The sequence below is a fragment of the Arthrobacter sp. SAFR-179 genome (genome assembly GCF_059414945.1).
Genome location: NZ_JBPFDM010000011.1, coordinates 116,126 through 133,488 on the forward strand (window position 1 = coordinate 116,126; position 17,363 = coordinate 133,488).

Genomic DNA, 17,363 nt, shown 5'->3' on the forward strand with positions numbered 1-17,363 from the left:
GCGTTACCCGGCTGCCTGGCTTAGGCGTCCGCCTCCGCTTCGGGTGCTTCGGTCAGGATCAGCGCAGTCCCGCCGTAGGCGGGCAGCTCCAGGAAGAAGCTGTGCAGGTCATCCACCTGCCCCACGGTTTCGCCGCTGAACAGGTCCTTGACGTTGGCACCTGAGGGCAGCTCGTTGGACTGGATGCTGCCGGCGATGTCCTGCCCGGAGAAGTTGAGCGCCGTGACCTGCAGGGTCCCGTCCGTCAGCCTGTTGACCAGCACCAGTGCGCTGCGGTTGGAAACGTCCGGGACATCGAGCAAGGTCCCGGTGGCGATGCCGTTCTCTTCCCGCACGGTGAGGATCCGCTGCAGCCGGCGCGCGAACGACTCGGGGTCCTTCAGCTGGTCCGGCAGCGGACCATAGAGGCTCCGGGCCCGCGGCATCCCTGAGGAGGAGGTGATTGCGTCCGGGCTGGTGCCCATGAGGTCATGGGCGCCGCGGTTGATCCAGCGGGTGTCACCCTGCGAGGTAAGTTCCCGCACGCTGCTCCGGTCCAGGGCCAGGATGCCTGTGAGGTCCCAGCCGGACAGGGCAAAAACGCCCGGCTGCAGGGCGTTGTACATGGCCAGGAGCAGGTGGACGTCCCGGATCTGGGATTCCTGTTCCGGGGTGGTGGCGGACGGGTCCTTGATGCCCAGCGCAGCCATGATGAAGCTGACCGAGGTGCAGGCGATGCCGTTGGTGGTGAAGACGGCGTTGTAGGGCCCGTTCTCGCCGGTCAGCCGCTCACGCATGGTTTGCTGGATCTGTTCGGCCAGCTGGGCGCCGGTGAGTTCCTCGCCGTTGAGCTCGAACATCTCGTCCCGGTGCCCGGCGGCGAAGTGCAGGAGCTCGTAGGTGAGTTCGTCATGGTTCTGCAGTGCATGCACCAGCGAGGCCTGGTCCACACCGATCTCCAGGGAAAGGCGGAGGGTCAGCCGCAGGAACTCGGTATCGGCCGTGATCAGGGAGTAGTGGTACGCGGGCCGGGTGATGAAGTCGTAGGAGAGGTCCGGGCCGGCGTCGGAGGTTGCCTTGATGTCGTCGATGGTCAGGTTCAGCTCCTGGAAGGAGAACCCGCCCACCTTCCGGATCATGGAGCCGATGAGCTGGTTGGCTGCCTCGGACAGCGGATGCCCCTCGGACCAGCCGGGCTGTTCTTCGGCGCTCTTCTCCACGCCCAGGAAGCCGTTGGCATCAAGGCGCAGTGCGCCGGTGCCAAGGTCCACGAGCGAGTGCAGGGCGTCGCCCACCACCAGCCGCATTCCCGCAAAAGTGGGGTCCAGCCAGTTGATGGAGGGCTGCCCGGCCTTGAAGTAGTGCAGGTAGACCCAGCGGCGGGTCTTGCCGGTGGTGTCCACGATGGGCCGGGTGGCGCTCCAGTTGGTCTCCTTCACTCCGGGTTCGTAGAAGATGACCCGCTGGAGCCGGCCGATGATGTAGCCGGCCTTCTGCAGCGCCTGCTCCGAGTCGGGGCTGAGGTTGACCGAGTCGGCCCCCTCCGGGACGTCCGGGAGGAGGTGCCAGTCCTCTTCGGGGATGTCCACCATGTGGTAGATGCCGGGGTAGTCCCGGAAGTTCATCTCGGCCAGGCGGAAGTCCGCACCCTTGCCGGTGTGGCCCGGGACGATGTCGTCGATGACGGTGCCGTCGTGCTCAGCAGCCACCTCGCACATGCGGCGGAACTCCTCCTCGGTGCCGAAGACCGGATCGATCGCCATGCTGATGCGGTCGAAGTGCCCGTCCACGCTGGGAGTGTGGGACCAGCCGCTGATGCCGCCGGCGAGCTTCACGGGGCCGGTGTGGATCCCCCGGATGCCGATCTCACGGAACGCCTTCCACATGGCCGGATCGCCCAGGGCGGAGAGGAACGACTGCCCGGTGGGGGTGATGAAGGACAGCGGGTAGGCGGTGAACCAAACGGAGGCACGTTCGACGGCGGCCCGCGGGTTGGGATGGGCATAGGAGTTTTGCCACATGCTGGCCTGCCCGGACAGCTGCCGGGCCAAAGTATTGGCGTCCCCGAGCATGGCCTGGTTGCGGAGCCAGTCCACGTAGGCCGCGTTCCGCCCGTCGAACTCGAAGGACGGCCTGCTGCCTACGAACTGGCGCCGGCGCGCGATGGGCCGCAGCGCCTTTGGCCTTGCTGCGAAGAACTGCTCGTCGAAATTGACGTCCAGTTCCGCTGACGGCTCCGCAGCGCCCGCTTCCACTTCCCCGTTGCCTGCGGCTGCATCCGCTTCCGAAGTGTTCCCGCTGGTGCCCGGCTCCCGCATAAGCTCCTCTTTCCATTGCTCGTTTCCGTGCTGGCATGGACGCTCAAAAGACCCCTTGCCCAAGGAAAGGTACCCAGGGCATCAGGGAGTATTCGGCGTCCCCTCTCCCGATGCTACTGCGCGGCGGGGCCGGTGGAAGGGACAAACGTGCCCGGGCTGGAGGATGCTTTCTCCGATGTCCCGGCCAATCTGCTGGAGGATGGCGGTCGGAGAGCCGGGTGTCCTTGCCTACCTACACCCGCCCCGTACCGCGAATCCCCCTTTCCCCCTTGTTTCGCCGAGTTTGCCCACTAAGCCCGCCGCCGGTCGTATTCTTAGAACAAAGGTTTTGCAGTGGGCCGACGTGCTGATAGCAGGGCTGGAGCATGGCCGCTGAACCCATGGGGCAGGTTGGCTGGGGACCGCTTCCAGTTGCCCCGGAGCCGGTTTTCGACAGCAAGGACGTTGAGGACTACCTCCGGGATGTGACCCGCGACTTCATGGCGGGCATCAAAGGTGAGCACCGCAGCATCAGCTGGGCGGCCACCCTCTTCCGCCTGGGCAAGGCGCACACCCTTGCGGCCAGCACTGAGCAGGCACTTGAGGCGGACCGCGAACAATGCTCGTTTGCCGATGGACCGGTCATGGAAGCCATGCGGACGGGGGAGTTCGTCCTGGTGTCCGACCTGAGCCGGGACCGCCGCTGGCCCGGGTATTCCAGCGCCGCCGCCGGCCACGGCGTGCAGTCCCTGCTCTCCGTCCCCATCCTCACCGAAGGCGGGACCAGCGCCGGCATCAACCTTTACGCGCCGTCCCCGCACACCTTCACCAGCGATGACCTGGTACTCAGCCAAAGCTATGCCCGTGAGGTGGCGCGTGCCCTTCGTGTTGTGGTCCGCGTAGCCGAGCGCGCGGAAGCGACGGCGGGCCTCGCCGTCGTCCAAAGCTCCCTGGTCCTGGTGGACCTCGCTGTGCGCAGCCTGATGGACGAATACGGACTCACCCGGGAGGGCGCGTTGCGGTTCCTGCAGACGCAGGCGCTGCACCATGAACTGGATCTCCGGGACGCGGCATTGAACGTTGTGGCCCCCACGGGGATGGGCCCGGGGGCCGGGCAGCCTTCGGGGCTGCGGCAGGAAACGTACGACGGCGTGGCGGAGCTGCCGCGGCCGTCGTCGGCGGGGCGGGACTTTCCAACCGGAACGTCGCCCCGCAAGGACGCTGCGGCGGGGAAGGAACCCCCGCCCGCTGCGGAAGGGAGGACGGCATGACCATCGAGAAACAGGAACTGCGCTCCATCGCGGACGGACCGGACCGGCACCCCTGGCACCGTTTCGTTGCCCTGGGGGACTCCTACACGGAAGGCATTGGGGACCCCGAACCGCACAGTCTGGGGGGTCTCCGGGGCTGGGCTGACCGGGTGGCGGAGGAACTGGCCGACAGCCAGGCGGACTTCGCCTATGCCAACCTGGCCATCCGCGGCCTGCTGCTGCGGCAGATCCTCGACGGGCAGCTGGAACAGGCACTGGAGCTGAAGCCCGACCTGATCGCCATGTCCGGCGGTGGCAACGACATCGTGTTCCGCCACGGCGACCCGGACAAGCTGGCGGAAAAGATTGATGAGGCCGTGGGCATCCTGGCAGCTACGGGCGCCACAGTCCTGCTCTATGCCGGACCGGACTGGGGGAACACGCCGGTCTTCGGCAAGATCCGCGGCCGCGTGGCGATCTACAACGAACACCTCCACCGGATCGGGGCCAGGCACCACGCCATCATGGTTGACCTCTGGTGCCTGCCGGAACTTCAGCATGCGCTGATGTGGGATCCGGACCGGCTGCACCTCTCCCCGCTGGGCCACCACTCAGTGGCCGTGGCCACCCTCAACGCCCTGGGCGTGCCGCACACGCTCAAGCCCTCCCAGCCCCGGCCGCTTCCGGCCCACGGCTGGACGCAGGCACGGGCCGAGGACCTGGTGTGGGCCAAGCAGTACTTCGTGCCGTGGGTGCTGAAGCGGATGCGGCCCCATCAGTTGAATGGATTGGCGGCGAAGCGGCCGCAGCCGGGCCCGGTGTTCGGCCTTGGCCGTCCCGGTCCCTTCCCGCCCGGCCATCCGGCCGTCGGTGCGTCCCTGCCCGGGGCCGCCTATGTGGTGCCTGGAACGGACCCGGAACTGGGAACCGGCAGCGCGGCTTAGCGCTTCCTGGGGGAACGCTTGGCCGCGGCCTTCATGGCGGCCTTGGCCGCGGGCGGCAGTACGCCCTGCTCGGTTTCGGGTTCGGCCACCGTTCCGCGTGCCTTCGCGATGGCCTTCATGCCGTGGTAGATCACCAGCGCGGCAGCCGAACCCAGGGCGATGCCGGTGAACTTCAGGTCGCCGATGGTCCAGGTGTAGTCCGCGATGCCGATGATCAGGGCCACCGCGGCAGTGGTCAGGTTGACCGGGTTGGAGAAGTTCACCTTGTTCTGTACCCAGATCTTCACGCCCAGGATGCCGATCATGCCGTACAGCATGGTGGCCGCGCCGCCCAGCACGCCTGCCGGGACGGTGGCGATCAGCTCGCCGAACTTGGGCGAGAAGCTGAGCAGGATGGCGAACATGCCCGCCACCCAGTAGGCCGCCGTCGAATACACCTTGGTGGCCGCCATGACACCGATGTTCTCTGCGTACGTGGTGGTGCCCGACCCGCCGCCCAGGCCGGCCAGCACCGTGGCGGCACCGTCGGCCATCAGCGCCCGCCCGGAGACGCCGTCGAGGTTTTGCCCGGTCATGGCGGCGACGGACTTCACGTGGCCGATGTTCTCCGCCACGAGCACCAGCACCACGGGGACGAACAGGCCCAGGACGCCGATGTGGAACTCGGGGGTCTGGAAGTGCGGCAGGCCTACCCAGGCTGCGGCGTCCATCTTGTCGTACTTCACCTCGCCGCGGAGCATGGCCACCAGATAGCCCACCACCACGCCCACCAGGATGCTGAGCCGGCCCAGGATCCCGCGGAACAGGACGCTGACCAGGATGATGGTGACCAGTGTGATGAGGGCGGTGATCGGGGCGGCGTCGAAGTTCTGCTTGGCGGCGGGGGCCAGGTTCAGGCCGATCAGGGCCACGATGGCGCCGGTGACGATGGGCGGCATCAGCCGGTTGATCCAGCCGGCGCCGAACTTCTGCACCACGGCACCCACCAGGGCCAGGGTGGCGCCGGCCAGCACTACGCCGCCCAGGGCGCCGGGGATGCCGAACTGCGCCTGCGAAGCCGTGATGGGGGCGATGAACGCGAAGCTCGAGCCCAGGTAGCTGGGGACCCGGCCCTTAGTGATCACCAGGAACAGCAGCGTGCCGATCCCCGAGAAGAACAGCGTGGTGGCCGGCGGCATCCCGGTAATGATGGGAACCAGGAAGGTGGCGCCGAACATGGCCACCACGTGCTGCATTCCCACGCCGATGGTCAGGGGCCACGCCAACCGCTCATCCGGGGCCACCACCTGGCCGGGCTTGATGGTTTTGCCGGTGCCGTGCAGCTTCCATTTGATTCCGAGCATGCTCATGGGAAGGAATGCCTTTCAGGGGGTGCCGCGAGGGGGCAAAGAATAACTCGGTCCAGAATACCGCCAAGTATTTCCTGCCGGTCTACTGTGCCCAACGTCACCTGCCGTCACGGGAAGAGGGGGAAAGCAGTTGAAGTTGCAACTATGGAAAGCATCAGAGGCCACCCCGGCAGGCGGGCGGCGCATCGAAAGGTAAGCCAATGACCATTGCCCACGAAGAAGCGGTTATCGATTCGGCAGCCGTGGACGCCATCTTCGCCCAGGCCCGCACCGCCAACTCCTTCACAGGTGAGGTGACCGACGAGCAGGCCCAGGCCATCTACGAGCTCACCAAGTTCGGCCCCACCGCCTTCAACTCCCAGCCGCTGCGCGTCACCTACGTCCGCTCGCCCGAGGCCCGTGCCACCCTGGTGGACGCGCTGTCCCGCGGCAACCAGGCCAAGACCGCCTCGGCTCCGCTCGTGGCCATCCTCAGCTACGACACCGACTGGGCCGGCAAGTGGGACGAGTTCCTCCCCGGCTACAACGCCCCCAAGGCCATGTACGACGCCGACCCGGAACTCGCCGCCGCCACGGGCAACAACAACGCCCACCTGCAGGCCGGCTACTTCATCCTGGCCGTCCGCTCGCTCGGGTTCGCCGCAGGCCCCATGACCGGCGCCGACTTCGCCGCGATCGACGCCGCCTTCTTCCCGGGCGGCGACCAGAAGAGCTTCCTGGTGGTCAATATCGGCCAGCCGGCCGCCGACGCCTGGGGCGAGGCAAAGCCCAAGTTCTCCTACGACGAGGCTGTCCGCACCGTCTAGCACCCGACGCCCGCTCACTTTTGGCGGTCTTTCGGCAAACGCCCGCTCACACGGTGAGCGGGCGTTTGCTGTTTCTCTGCGTAATGTGAGCGGGGGTGTGACCATCACGTGTCAAAAGTGAGCGGGCGTCTGCTGGGGCGGGTGGGAGACTGGGCGTATGCCCGTGCGGAACCTGATCTTTGTGGCCTTCGTCGAACCGGTTGCTGCCGGCCAGGTTTTTCCACGGACGGAGTGGCCGCTGCACATCACCCTGGTGAGGTTCGACGCCGCCACCACAGAGGGCGCCGACGTCGCCGGCAGCATCGCCGGGCTGGCGGCGCCGCACGCCGAGGCAGCCCTTGGGGCGCCGCTGGCGGTGGGGGAGGACGCGGGGTTCGGGCGCAACGGCTCCGTCCCCGTCAACCTCATCAAGCCGCAACCGGACCTCCAACGGCTGCACGAGCACCTCGTCGAGGCAGTCGACGCCCTCGGCGGCAGGATCCTGACGCCGGCGCACACGCGCGCAGGCTACCGGCCCCACGTCTCGCACCACGGCAGCAAGCGCCTCCACCCGGGCGACGCCGTCGTGCTTGACCGCGTCGCCCTGGTGGACATGGCTCCCGGCGGGGACCCCACCACCAGGTGCGTCCTCCGGCTCTGGAGCCAGGAACCTTCGCCGGAGCAGCAGCAGGGCTAGGCGATGACGCTGTCCACCAGTGCCTTGGCCTCCGCCTGCACCTGCTTCAGGTGCTCCTCGCCCTTGAACGACTCGGCGTAGATCTTGTACACGTCCTCGGTGCCGGAGGGGCGGGCCGCGAACCAGGCGTTCTCGGTGACCACCTTCAGGCCGCCGATGGCCGCGCCGTTGCCCGGTGCCTCGGTGAGCTTGGCCGTGATCGTCTCGCCGGCCAGTTCCGTGGCGGTGACATCCGACGGCGACAGCTTACCGAGTGCGGCCTTCTGCTCCCGGGTGGCTGCCGCGTCGATCCGCGCGTAGACGGGGGCGCCGAACTGGTCCGTCAGCCCCTTGTACAGCTGCGACGGGGAGCTGCCGGTGACCGCTGTGATCTCCGAGGCCAGCAGTGCCAGCAGGATGCCGTCCTTGTCAGTGGTCCAGACGCTGCCGTCCAGCTTGTTGAAGGAGGCGCCCGCGGATTCCTCGCCGCCGAACGCGCCTTCACCGGAAAGCAGGCCGGGGACGAACCACTTGAAGCCAACGGGAACCTCAACGAGCTTGCGGCCCAGGCTCTCGGCCACGCGGTCGATGATCGAGGAGGACACCAGGGTCTTGCCGATCACGGAGGCGGGGTTCCAGCCGCTGCGGTTGCGGTAGAGGTAGTCGATGGCGACGGCAAGGTAGTGGTTGGGGTTCATCAGCCCGCCGTCCGGGGTGACGATGCCGTGGCGGTCGGCGTCGGCGTCGTTGCCCGTGGCTACATCGAACGCGGGCTGGCCGGAGGCTGCGGCGTCGGACATCCGCTGGATCAGCGAGGCCATGGCCGACGGCGAGGAGCAGTCCATGCGGATCTTCTCGTCCCAGTCGAGGGTCATGAAGGCCCACTGCGGGTCAACCGTCGGGTTCACCACGGTGAGGTCCAGGTGGTGGCGCTCACCGATTTCGCCCCAGTAGTCCACGGACGCCCCGCCCATGGGGTCGGCGCCGATCCGGACGCCGGCATTGCGGATGACGTCCAGGTTCAGGACGGACGGAAGGTCGTCCACGTAGCTGCTCAGGAAGTCGAATTTGCCCGTGGTGTCTGCGGCCTGGGCCTCAGCCAGCGGGATCCGCTTCACGCCGCGCAGCCCGTTTTCCAGCAGTTCGTTGGCCCGGTTGGCGATCCAGCCGGTGGCGTCCGAGTCCGCCGGGCCGCCATGCGGGGGGTTGTACTTGAAGCCGCCGTCGCCCGGTGGGTTGTGGCTGGGAGTCACCACGATGCCGTCGGCCTGCGGGGCCCCGGGCGCCGCCTTCCGGTTGTACGTCAGGATGGCGTGGCTCAAAGCCGGGGTGGGGGTGTAGCCATGCCTGGCGTCGACGAGGACCTGTACACCGTTGGCGGCGAGCACCTCCAGGGCGGAGTTCTGTGCGGGCTCGCTCAGTGCGTGGGTGTCCTTGGCCAGGAACAGCGGGCCGGTGACGCCCTGGGCGGCACGGTATTCCACGATTGCCTGGGTGATGGCCACGATGTGCTGTTCGTTAAACGACGCCTTGAGGCTGGAACCCCGGTGCCCCGAAGTGCCAAACACCACGCGCTGGCCGGGATCACCCAGGTCCGGCGCAATGTCGTAATACGCGTCAAGGAGCGCAGTGATGTCAACAAGGTCCTGGGGTTGGGCAACTGTGCCCGCGCGGCTAGCCATGGCTCCAGCATGCCAGAAGCTGGCAGGAGTCCAAACGACCCGCCCAAAATCCGGACCCTGTGACACGCCATGACGCCATTAACCAAGTAGTCCACCTGAGTACACCGCCCGAAAGTACCTATATACCCGGCCTTAAGCGCCCTGCTACCTTTCAAAAAATTCCACGAAAACAACCGAAAGAAACGGACGACGGCGGGCCGCCGCCGTCGTCCGTCCGGCAAGGAAACGGGGACGTCCAATGGGGGCAGGAGACGGGGCAGCGGAGCAGTCCAGGCTGGCTGCCGAGCGCGTTGCGAGGCTGAAGCGCCAACTCGACCAGGCGGAGCGTTCCACGAGGGCGTGGGACGCCGGCGCGGTAGGCGAGCGGGTGGTGGCCGAGAAGCTCAGTGAACTGGTCCCGCGGGGTTGGTACGTGCTCCACGACGTCCACTGGCCGGGCCGGCCCAAGGCGAACCTCGACCACGTCCTGGTGGGCCCCGGCGGCGTGGTGGTGGTCGATTCGAAGAACTGGACCGGCGAGGTGCGGGTGGCGTCCGGGGTGCTGTGGCAGGGCAGGTTTGCGCGCACCCAGGCAGTGGAAGGCGCCCTGGCCCAGTGCGCAGCGGTGGCCTCGGTGCTGGCTCCGCCGCACCGCCGGCTGGTGCGTCCACTCATCTGCATGTCCGCGCAACCTGATCTTTTCGGGGTCACGGACTCCGATGTTGCCGTGGCGGGTTCACAGCGGGTGGTCGGCGCCATCGATTCGCTGCCGGCAGTCCTCGACCAGCAAACCGTGGTGGGCCTGTACGCGCATCTGGGCCAGCAGCTCACCCATGAGCAGGAGCCGGGCATCACAGCCCTGCGCAGCGTGCGGCCGGGAACCGTGGTGCGTCCCGCAGGGGCATTGCCGCCTGCCGGCCCTGCGGCACGTCCGCGGGAGAAACCAGGATCCGGGGACGGGACGGGCCGCAGCCAAAGCGTGGCGCGGCACCCCGCGGGCCGTGCCCTTCTCCCGGGAACTACGAAGTCAGGGCAGCCCAGACGGCAGGGGGCGGGAACGCGGGCAGGGTCGTCGGCAGGACCGGGGCACCGCGGAAGGAACGGCAAGGCCCAGCAGCACGGCGGTACCAGCGGAGGAAAGCTTGCCCTGCTGGCGGCCTTCGTCATTTTTGCCGTCTATATCCTGCCCTACTTGGGCCGTTAGCCTCCGGCGCATCTCCCGGCAGCAGCCGCTCTTTGGCTGCGGCGCGGACTGCAGCGGTCATCCGGTTGAGCCTGTCTGAATCGAGGGTCCAGGCCTGCCAGTAAAGAGCTACATCCTGGTGCGCGCCGTCCTCAAGCCGGACCAGGGCGCCCGACTCCAGCTCATCCGTAAGCTGGAGTTCCGGAATCATTCCCCAGCCCAGGCCGGCTTTGACCGCCGCGAGGAATCCCTGGGAGGACGGGACAGTGTGCGTGGGAGGGGGCTGCCGCAGGGGCTTCCCGGTGAGCAGCTGCTGCTGCAGGTTGTCCTTTGTGTTGAATTTCAGGACGGGCATTGCGGCCCAGTCCACGCCCCCGGAGGCGGAGAGCCGGCGGTGCAGCGCCGGAGTGGCCACCGGGACGTACCGCATGGAGCCCAACAGTTCCACCCTGCACCCGCTGACCGGGACGGGATCCGACGTCACGGCGCCCATGACCTCGCCCTCGCGCAGCAGTTGGCTGCTGTAGCCCTGGTCCTCAACGTGGAGATCGAGGGCAGAGTCCTCCCATCCGGCGGCCTGCTGCAGGACGGGGACAAACCAGGTGGCCAGCGAATCCGCGTTGACGGCCACCGGCAGGTGCGCCCGGGCGGCGCTGCCGGAGCCCAGCGCTGCCGACGTCTCCGCCTCCAGCACCTGCACCTGGCGGGCCATCCGCAGCAGCAGCGCGCCCGCGTCGGTGGCCGTGCAGGGCAACCTTCTGCGAACCAGCACCTGGCCCACCGAAGCTTCCAGGGCCTTGATCCGCTGGCTTACCGCGGAGGGCGTGATCCGGAGCAGGTCCGCCGCCGCCTCAAACGTTCCTTCATCGATAACAGCCACCAAGGCTTTCAGGTGCTCAAGGTTCATGAAGCCATTCTAATGACACCGAAGGATCCTTTACTTGTCTAAGGTAGGAGGAAAACCTACGGTCATAGGTATGTGGACTGCAGGGATAACGGGAATGCTCACCGGGATGGCGCTGATCGTGGCGATCGGCGCCCAGAATGCCTTCGTGCTCCGCCAGGGCATTCGGCGGGAGCACGTCGGGGCGGTGGTGGCTGTCTGCATGGCCGGCGACGCCCTCCTGATCGTGGGCGGCACCGCGGGCATCGGGGCCCTGGTCACCCGGTTCCCCGAGGCCCTGGAGGTGCTGCGCTGGGCCGGAGCGGCCTACCTTCTGTGGTTCGCGGTACGGTCCTTCATGGCGGCGGCGAAACCCTCGGCTTTGGCGGAACAGGCGCCCAGGTCGAAGAATTCGGTGATCGCCGCAACGGCGGCCCTGACCTTCCTGAACCCGCATGTCTACCTGGACACCGTGGTGCTGGTGGGCAGCCTTGCCAACCAGCAGGGCCCCGACCTGCGGTGGATCTTCGCCTCGGGCGCGGTCACCGGTAGCGTGGTGTGGTTCTCCGCCTTGGGGTACGGGGCAAGGGCGCTCGCGGGAGTGCTCAGCAGCACCCGCACCTGGCGCTGGATTGATGCGGCCATCGGCATATTGATGCTGATCCTGGCGGTCCGCCTGGTCCTGCACTGAAGTAGGCTGGAGCCAGATTCGCAGGGGAGAAACCATGAGTAACCAGCCATCCCAGGGACCTGACTACCAGCGTGACGGTTCGCCGTGGCCCAGCTACCAGCCCCCGCCCCAATATGGGCAGGCGTCCTCCAGTGGCCAACCCCAGTATGGCCGGGCGCCATACAACCAGGCACAGTACGGCAAGCCCCAGTTCGGGCAGCAGCAGTACTTTGGCCAGGGGTCCTACTACGGCCGGCCGGTGGAAGCGAAGACCCTGAGCATTGCGAGCATGGTGTGCGGCATTGCGTCGGTCCTGATGGGCTGGCTGCTCCTGCCGCAGTTTGCCGCCATCATCACTGGCCACCTGGCCCTCCGACGCGAACCCTCAAGCAGGGGAATGTCCATCACCGGCCTGGTGCTGGGCTACCTGTGCCTCCTGGGCTACGGGGCCCTCTGGCTGCTGCTCATCGTCGGCCTGGCAGTCGCCGGCACCGTCGGTTCGAATACCGGCACTTTCTAGCCCCGCCCGCCCGGGCGCCTGCGCGGCCTTAGCACCCGGGCCCGTACGGCCGTCGTGCCTTATCCGTTCACTGCAACGGCCGGCGTCTCGGCCGGATTCTCTGGGTAGATCGTTTGCGCCGGCGCACGGTTGGTGGCCCTGGCCCACGGGTAGTAGATGGCAAGGGTGGCCACGATGCCCACGAGCCAGGAGATGTCCGCGCCGCCCAGCAGTTTGGTGACGGGCCCTGTGTACAGCGCCTGAGCCAGGAACGGGACCTGGATGACGACTCCGATTCCATAGGAAACCAGGGCGGCAACGTTCCAGCGGCCGTAACGGCCGTCCGGGTTGTAGAGGGCTGGGATGTCCAGCCGGTCCCGCGAGATCTTGTAGTAGTCCACCAGGTTAATCACCGACCACGGCGTGAACACCATGAGCAGCAGGAGGACGAAGTTCTTGAACAGGTTCAGGAAGTCTTTGCTGGCGAACAACGCGATGAGCACGCTGGCGCCGATCACCGCCACGATGAAAGCGATGCGCACGGCCTTGGAGACAGTATCCCTGCGGTTGACGGCGGTGCTGATGGTCACGCCGCACATAAACGCGCCGTAGGCATTCAGGCAGTTCACCGTCAGCTTGCCGGTGACGATCATCAAGTAGATGAAGACGGCGATCAGGCCGCCGCCGGCGAGGTCGCCCATGTAGCCCACCTGGTTCTTCAGGAAGTCCCCGCCCAGCTTTGCGGCGGACAGTCCGCCGGCCAGGGCGCCCAAGGTCATCGCCCACTGCGCGCCACCCACCGAGCCGGCGAAGGTGTACCAGAAGGTCTTCCGTTCCGAGGTGTCTGCGGGCAGGTAGCGGGAGTAGTCGGCAACATAGGGCCCGAAGGTGAGCTGCCATCCTGCGCCCAAAGCAACGGCGGTAAGGAAAGTGGGCCATTCAAAACCCTTGACCATCAACACCTGCGTGATGTCGAACTTCGTGGCAACGGCCAACGTCAGGTACAGGAAGCCGGCCAGCCCCAGCACTGTGGCGATCCGGCCCAGTGCGTGGATGTATTTGTAGCCCAGGATGGCCAGAAGTGCTGTTGCGGCACCGAAGATGAGGATTCCGACGGCGGGCGCGTCCACTCCCAGCATGAGGTTGATCGCCTGCCCCGAGAGGACGGTGCCGGTGGAGGCGAATCCGACGTACATCAGGATGACCAGCACCAGCGGAATTACGGCCCCGTAGACGCCGAACTGGGCGCGGCTGGAGATCATCTGCGGCAAGCCCAGCTTGGGGCCCTGCGCTGAGTGGAGGGCCATGACGGCGCCGCCCAGCACGTTCCCTACCAGCAGGCCAACAATGGCCCAGAAGGCGTCCGCACCGAACACCACGGCCAGAGCGCCGTCCACGATGGCGGTGATTTGGGCATTAGCGCCAAACCACAGGGTGAACTGGCCGCGCGGGTGGCCGTGCCGCTCGCCGGGCGGAATCATGTCGATCGATCGTGCCTCTACGGCGGTGCTGCCTCCGGCCATGGCCTAACTCCTCAGTGATGGAAAACGTAGTGTCCATCACACCGGGTTTGGTTCTTCGTCTACACCCGTAACGGATTCCTGCTGTCCGGGAAACCAGACACCCCGGCGTGTCGCGCAGAAAAAATCCCTCCGGACGGGCATTACAGGGGTAGTGGTCCGTAAAGCGGGGAGATGCCCCGGTCTAAGCCGCTTGTCGGCGCCTAGCGGAGCAGTTCCACGTCCGAGACAAGCTCGATGTGCGCCAGCATGGCGCTCGCGGCCGCTTCCGGGTCCTGGGCGCGGACGGCATCGGCGATCTTCCGGTGCGACGCCAGGGACTGCTCAGGCCGGCCGGGCTGGCCCAGGGACTCCATCCGGGTTTCCAGGATCATCTCGGCAATGAAGGCCATCAGCTGTGCCAGGACGGAGGAATGTGCCGCCGCGGTGATGGCCTGGTGGAACAGTTCATCGCCATGGGTGCCGCGGTCGCCGTCGTTGATTTCCTTTGCCATGACGTCCAGGGCGTTGTCGATGGCGGCGAGGTCCTGGTCGGTCCGGCGTTCCGCGGCGAGGGCGGCGAGCTTGACTTCCAGGGTGCTGCGCGCTTCCACGATCTCCGGCAGCCGGCTCTGGTGTTCACGCAGCCCTTTGATGACCGACGCCACGCTCGGCCGCCGGGCCAGGACCGCGCCGGTGCCGTGCTGCACGTCGATGACGCCCAGCACCTCCAGGGCCACCAGGGCCTGGGCCAGTGTTGCGCGGGAGACCCCCAGCCGTTCGGCCAGGTCGCGTTCCGCCGGCAGGAGATCCCCGGGACGAAGCTGGGCAGACTCGATGTAGGCGAGGATCTGCTCCACCAGCTGCTCGTACAGCCGTGGCCGTGTGACGCGTTCCAGGCCCAGCCGTGCTGTCTTCTCCACAAAGCCCTCCCTTGGGTCGTACGGAACAGAATACCTCCTCGTTCTATTGACAGATAGACTCACTGTCTAAGAGGCTAGTCCAGTGAGCCAGTAACTCACGTCACATTCTTCTTTCCCCAACGGAGGACCAACGATGTCCGCTCCTGTCTTATCGATCATCATCCTGGCGGCGATGTTCCTGCTCGCCACCGTCCTGCCCCTCAACATGGGCGCGCTCGCCTTCGTGGGCGCGTTCCTGCTCGGCGCCGTGGTACTGGGCATGTCCACCAACGAAATCCTGGCCAACTTTCCGGGCGGCCTTTTCCTCACGATCGTGGGCGTCACGTACCTGTTCGCCATCGCGCAGAACAACGGCACCATTGACCTGCTGGTCCGCGGCGCCGTCCGCCTGGTGGGCAGCCGCGTTGCCCTCATCCCGTGGGTCATGTTTGCCATCACTGCCGTCATCACTGCCGTTGGCGCACTGTCTCCAGCCGCCGTCGCCATCATTGCCCCCATCGCCCTGAGCTTCGCCGGCAAGTACAAGATCAGCCCGCTGCTGATGGGCATGATGGTGATACACGGGGCGCAGGCGGGCGGCTTCTCGCCCATTGCCGTCTACGGCGTCACCGTCAACGGCATCCTGGCCAAGACGGACCTTGCCTTCAGTCCCACCGCGCTCTTCCTCTCGAGCTTCGTCTTCAACCTGGTCATTGCCCTGGTGCTCTTCGTGGTCCTCGGCGGACGGAACCTCCTGTCCTCCAAGGTAGGCCAGTTCGTGGAGCAGGCTGCCGAGGCCAGGATGGCCGTCAGCGTTGGCGCCAAAGCCGGCACCGATGTCCCCTTCAAGGGCTTCGGCTCCGGCATGTACGGTCCCCGGGACCCCGCGGGCGACGGCGTCGCAGCCACCAGGGAACGCAAGGAGCGGATTCCCCAGCTGGTCACCATTGCCGGCCTGATTGCCCTGGCCGTCGTTGCGCTCGGTTTCAAGATGGACGTCGGTTTCGTGTCGATCACCATCGCCATCGTCCTGGCCCTGGTATCACCCGCGGCCCAGAAGGGTGCCATCAACAAGATCAGCTGGTCCACGGTGCTGCTGATCTGCGGGATGCTGACCTTCGTGGGCGTGCTGGAGGAAGCCGGCACCATCGAATTCGTCTCCAACGGCGTGGCCGGCCTGGGCATGCCGCTGCTCGCAGCCCTCCTCATCTGCTTCATCGGCGCCGTAGTATCCGCTTTTGCCTCCTCCACAGCCATCCTGGCCGCCCTCATCCCGCTCGCCGTCCCGTTCCTCTCCACCGGCGAGATCGGCGCTGTCGGCGTCATCTGCGCCCTGGCGGTGTCCGCCACGATCGTGGACGTCTCACCGTTCTCCACCAACGGCGCCCTGGTCCTGGCCAACGCCCCGGAAGGCGTGGACAAGGACCAGTTCTACAAGCGGATCCTGGGCTACAGCGGCATCGTCATCGTGGCCGGCCCCGTCCTGGCATGGCTGGCACTGGTAGTGCCCGGCTGGCTCTAGCCACAGCTGCACCCGCCGGCGTTCCGCCATCCGTTCCAGAAAGGTAACCCAGACCATGAGCACCGAAAACCGCCAAGGCCCGCTGGCCGGGCACACCGTCGTCGACCTCAGCCGCGCACTGGCCGGACCCCACGCAGGCATGATGCTGGCGGACCTCGGCGCCCGCGTCATCAAGGTGGAAAACCCGGGAACCGGCGATGACACCCGCGGGTGGGGGCCGCCCTTCGTCGGCCCGGAGGACGACCTCCAGTCCACCTACTTCATGTCCTGCAACCGCAACAAGGAGTCCATCAGCCTGGACCTGAAGAGCGGCGACGGGCAGGCGGTGCTCCGCGGCCTGCTCGAGCGGGCGGACGTGGTGATCGAGAACTTCCGCCCGGGGGTCATGGACCGGCTGGGCTTCTCCACCGCGGCCATGCATGAGCTCAACCCCCGGCTGGTGATCCTCTCCATCACGGGCTTCGGCCACGACGGGCCCGAGTCCCAGCGCAGCGGCTACGACCAGATCCTGCAGGGCGAGGCGGGGCTCATGTCCCTCACCGGGTCCGGCCCTGACGATCCCCAACGCGTCGGCGTTCCGATTGCCGACCTGCTCTCCGGCATGAACGGCGCCTTCGGCGTGCTGGCCGCGCTGGTTGAACGCGAGCGGACCGGCCAGGGCAAGGTGGTGCGCACCTCCCTGCTGGCGTCGCTGATCGGTGTCCATGCGTTCCAGGGCACCAGGGCAACAGTTGCAGGGGAGGTTCCGCAGGCGCAGGGCAACCACCATCCCTCGATCGCACCCTACGGCCTGTTCAACTGCAAGGACGGGAGCGTGCAGATCAGCGTAGGCAGCGAGAAGCTGTGGCAGTCATTTGCATCGGCCTTCGGCCTGGACCCCGCTGCCCCCGGCTTTGCCAGCAACGCCGAAAGGGTGCGGAACCGCGCAGGGGTGATTGCCGCCGTCGAACGCGCCTTCGCCGGCTACGGCGCGGTGGAACTGCTGGAAAAACTGAACGACGCCGGGATCCCGGCAGGCAAGGTCCGCTCGCTTGACGAGGTGTACGCCTGGGAGCAGGTGGCGTCCCAGGGCCTCGTGGTGAATGTGGATCACCCGCTGCTCGGAAAGGTCAGCCTGCCCGGCCCGCCGCTGCGGTTCTTCGCACCGGGGGATGCAGGGGAAACCACCCTGACTGAGCACGATGCACCGCCGCTGCTGGACGAGGACGGTCCGGCGATCCGCGAGTGGCTGGGCCTGGCTTCTGCAGCAGCCGGGGCGAAATAG

Annotated in this window: 15 protein-coding genes; 9 read left to right on the forward strand and 6 right to left on the reverse strand. The window is 67.0% G+C overall.

What is annotated here, in order from left to right; genetic code table 11:
* Positions 1-20: 20 nt before the first annotated feature.
* Entirely contained in the window at positions 21-2,297 is a 2,277-nt protein-coding gene (gene treS / locus ACR65K_RS16490; protein ID WP_440154093.1) for a maltose alpha-D-glucosyltransferase, read from the reverse strand.
* A 365-nt stretch (positions 2,298-2,662) separates the two neighbouring features.
* Here treS and ACR65K_RS16495 point away from each other — a divergent pair, with 365 nt between their 5' ends.
* Positions 2,663-3,547 (forward strand): GAF domain-containing protein, encoded by an 885-nt coding sequence (locus ACR65K_RS16495; protein ID WP_440154095.1) that lies wholly within the window; start codon positions 2,663-2,665, stop codon positions 3,545-3,547.
* The gene (locus ACR65K_RS16500) at positions 3,544-4,470 is read left to right on the forward strand and encodes an SGNH/GDSL hydrolase family protein (protein WP_440154097.1); all 927 of its coding nucleotides are present in this window, start codon (positions 3,544-3,546) and stop codon (positions 4,468-4,470) included. The genes ACR65K_RS16495 and ACR65K_RS16500 overlap by 4 nt, the downstream gene beginning before the upstream one ends.
* On the opposite strand, the gene ACR65K_RS16505 is transcribed toward ACR65K_RS16500, so the two are convergent.
* Positions 4,467-5,819 carry a uracil-xanthine permease family protein gene (locus ACR65K_RS16505; RefSeq protein WP_142029733.1) on the reverse strand — a complete coding sequence of 451 codons (1,353 nt, stop codon included), beginning with the start codon at positions 5,817-5,819 and terminating at the stop codon, positions 4,467-4,469. The genes ACR65K_RS16500 and ACR65K_RS16505 overlap by 4 nt on opposite strands.
* A 200-nt stretch (positions 5,820-6,019) precedes the next feature.
* Between ACR65K_RS16505 and ACR65K_RS16510 the strand changes: the two genes are divergently transcribed.
* Both ACR65K_RS16510 and ACR65K_RS16515 read left to right on the forward strand, forming a co-directional pair.
* Positions 6,020-6,625 (forward strand): malonic semialdehyde reductase, encoded by a 606-nt coding sequence (locus ACR65K_RS16510; protein WP_440154099.1) that lies wholly within the window; start codon positions 6,020-6,022, stop codon positions 6,623-6,625.
* 157 nt (positions 6,626-6,782) lie between these two features.
* Positions 6,783-7,301 (forward strand): 2'-5' RNA ligase family protein, encoded by a 519-nt coding sequence (locus tag ACR65K_RS16515; RefSeq protein ID WP_440154101.1) that lies wholly within the window; start codon positions 6,783-6,785, stop codon positions 7,299-7,301.
* Here the strand turns inward: ACR65K_RS16515 and pgm are convergent.
* Positions 7,298-8,962, reverse strand: a complete 1,665-nt coding sequence (gene pgm, locus ACR65K_RS16520) for a phosphoglucomutase (alpha-D-glucose-1,6-bisphosphate-dependent) (protein WP_440154103.1) — start codon at positions 8,960-8,962, stop codon at positions 7,298-7,300. The genes ACR65K_RS16515 and pgm overlap by 4 nt on opposite strands.
* Positions 8,963-9,200: 238 nt before the next feature.
* On the opposite strand from pgm, the gene ACR65K_RS16525 reads away from it, so the two are divergent.
* Entirely contained in the window at positions 9,201-10,145 is a 945-nt protein-coding gene (locus ACR65K_RS16525; RefSeq protein ID WP_440154105.1) for a nuclease-related domain-containing protein, read from the forward strand.
* Here ACR65K_RS16525 and ACR65K_RS16530 read toward each other — a convergent pair.
* Positions 10,105-11,031 (reverse strand): LysR family transcriptional regulator ArgP, encoded by a 927-nt coding sequence (locus ACR65K_RS16530; RefSeq protein ID WP_440154107.1) that lies wholly within the window; start codon positions 11,029-11,031, stop codon positions 10,105-10,107. The two genes, ACR65K_RS16525 and ACR65K_RS16530, sit on opposite strands and share 41 nt — an antisense overlap.
* 94 nt (positions 11,032-11,125) lie before the next feature.
* On the opposite strand from ACR65K_RS16530, the gene ACR65K_RS16535 reads away from it, so the two are divergent.
* Together ACR65K_RS16535 and ACR65K_RS16540 are read left to right on the forward strand one after the other, a co-directional pair.
* A complete protein-coding gene (locus tag ACR65K_RS16535) occupies positions 11,126-11,698 on the forward strand; it encodes a LysE/ArgO family amino acid transporter (RefSeq protein ID WP_440154109.1) in 573 nt (190 codons plus the stop codon).
* A gap of 34 nt (positions 11,699-11,732) precedes the next feature.
* Positions 11,733-12,197: a DUF4190 domain-containing protein gene (locus ACR65K_RS16540; protein ID WP_440154111.1), complete on the forward strand. Its 465-nt coding sequence runs from the start codon at positions 11,733-11,735 to the stop codon at positions 12,195-12,197.
* A gap of 59 nt (positions 12,198-12,256) precedes the next feature.
* Here the strand turns inward: ACR65K_RS16540 and ACR65K_RS16545 are convergent, their stop codons facing one another.
* Positions 12,257-13,699: a purine-cytosine permease family protein gene (locus ACR65K_RS16545; protein ID WP_440154113.1), complete on the reverse strand. Its 1,443-nt coding sequence runs from the start codon at positions 13,697-13,699 to the stop codon at positions 12,257-12,259.
* Between the two features lie 200 nt (positions 13,700-13,899).
* Complete coding sequence (locus tag ACR65K_RS16550; protein WP_440154115.1) at positions 13,900-14,598, reverse strand: FadR/GntR family transcriptional regulator; 699 nt, start codon at positions 14,596-14,598, stop codon at positions 13,900-13,902.
* A gap of 133 nt (positions 14,599-14,731) precedes the next feature.
* Here ACR65K_RS16550 and ACR65K_RS16555 point away from each other — a divergent pair, with 133 nt between their 5' ends.
* Both ACR65K_RS16555 and ACR65K_RS16560 read left to right on the forward strand, forming a co-directional pair.
* Positions 14,732-16,099, forward strand: coding sequence for an SLC13 family permease (locus ACR65K_RS16555; protein WP_440154117.1), 1,368 nt, complete (start codon positions 14,732-14,734; stop codon positions 16,097-16,099).
* 55 nt (positions 16,100-16,154) lie between these two features.
* Complete coding sequence (locus ACR65K_RS16560) at positions 16,155-17,363, forward strand: CaiB/BaiF CoA transferase family protein (RefSeq protein WP_440154119.1); 1,209 nt, start codon at positions 16,155-16,157, stop codon at positions 17,361-17,363.

Coding starts and splice junctions, on each gene's coding strand:
- ACR65K_RS16530 (WP_440154107.1), bottom strand. CDS start 11,031: ATGAACCTTGAGCACCTGAAAGCCTTGGTGGCTGTTATCGATGAAGGA.
- ACR65K_RS16500 (WP_440154097.1), top strand. CDS start 3,544: ATGACCATCGAGAAACAGGAACTGCGCTCCATCGCGGACGGACCGGAC.
- ACR65K_RS16525 (WP_440154105.1), top strand. CDS start 9,201: ATGGGGGCAGGAGACGGGGCAGCGGAGCAGTCCAGGCTGGCTGCCGAG.
- ACR65K_RS16555 (WP_440154117.1), top strand. CDS start 14,732: ATGTCCGCTCCTGTCTTATCGATCATCATCCTGGCGGCGATGTTCCTG.
- ACR65K_RS16495 (WP_440154095.1), top strand. CDS start 2,663: ATGGCCGCTGAACCCATGGGGCAGGTTGGCTGGGGACCGCTTCCAGTT.
- ACR65K_RS16535 (WP_440154109.1), top strand. CDS start 11,126: ATGCTCACCGGGATGGCGCTGATCGTGGCGATCGGCGCCCAGAATGCC.
- pgm (WP_440154103.1), bottom strand. CDS start 8,962: ATGGCTAGCCGCGCGGGCACAGTTGCCCAACCCCAGGACCTTGTTGAC.
- ACR65K_RS16540 (WP_440154111.1), top strand. CDS start 11,733: ATGAGTAACCAGCCATCCCAGGGACCTGACTACCAGCGTGACGGTTCG.
- ACR65K_RS16545 (WP_440154113.1), bottom strand. CDS start 13,699: ATGGCCGGAGGCAGCACCGCCGTAGAGGCACGATCGATCGACATGATT.
- ACR65K_RS16505 (WP_142029733.1), bottom strand. CDS start 5,819: ATGAGCATGCTCGGAATCAAATGGAAGCTGCACGGCACCGGCAAAACC.
- treS (WP_440154093.1), bottom strand. CDS start 2,297: ATGCGGGAGCCGGGCACCAGCGGGAACACTTCGGAAGCGGATGCAGCC.
- ACR65K_RS16510 (WP_440154099.1), top strand. CDS start 6,020: ATGACCATTGCCCACGAAGAAGCGGTTATCGATTCGGCAGCCGTGGAC.
- ACR65K_RS16515 (WP_440154101.1), top strand. CDS start 6,783: ATGCCCGTGCGGAACCTGATCTTTGTGGCCTTCGTCGAACCGGTTGCT.
- ACR65K_RS16560 (WP_440154119.1), top strand. CDS start 16,155: ATGAGCACCGAAAACCGCCAAGGCCCGCTGGCCGGGCACACCGTCGTC.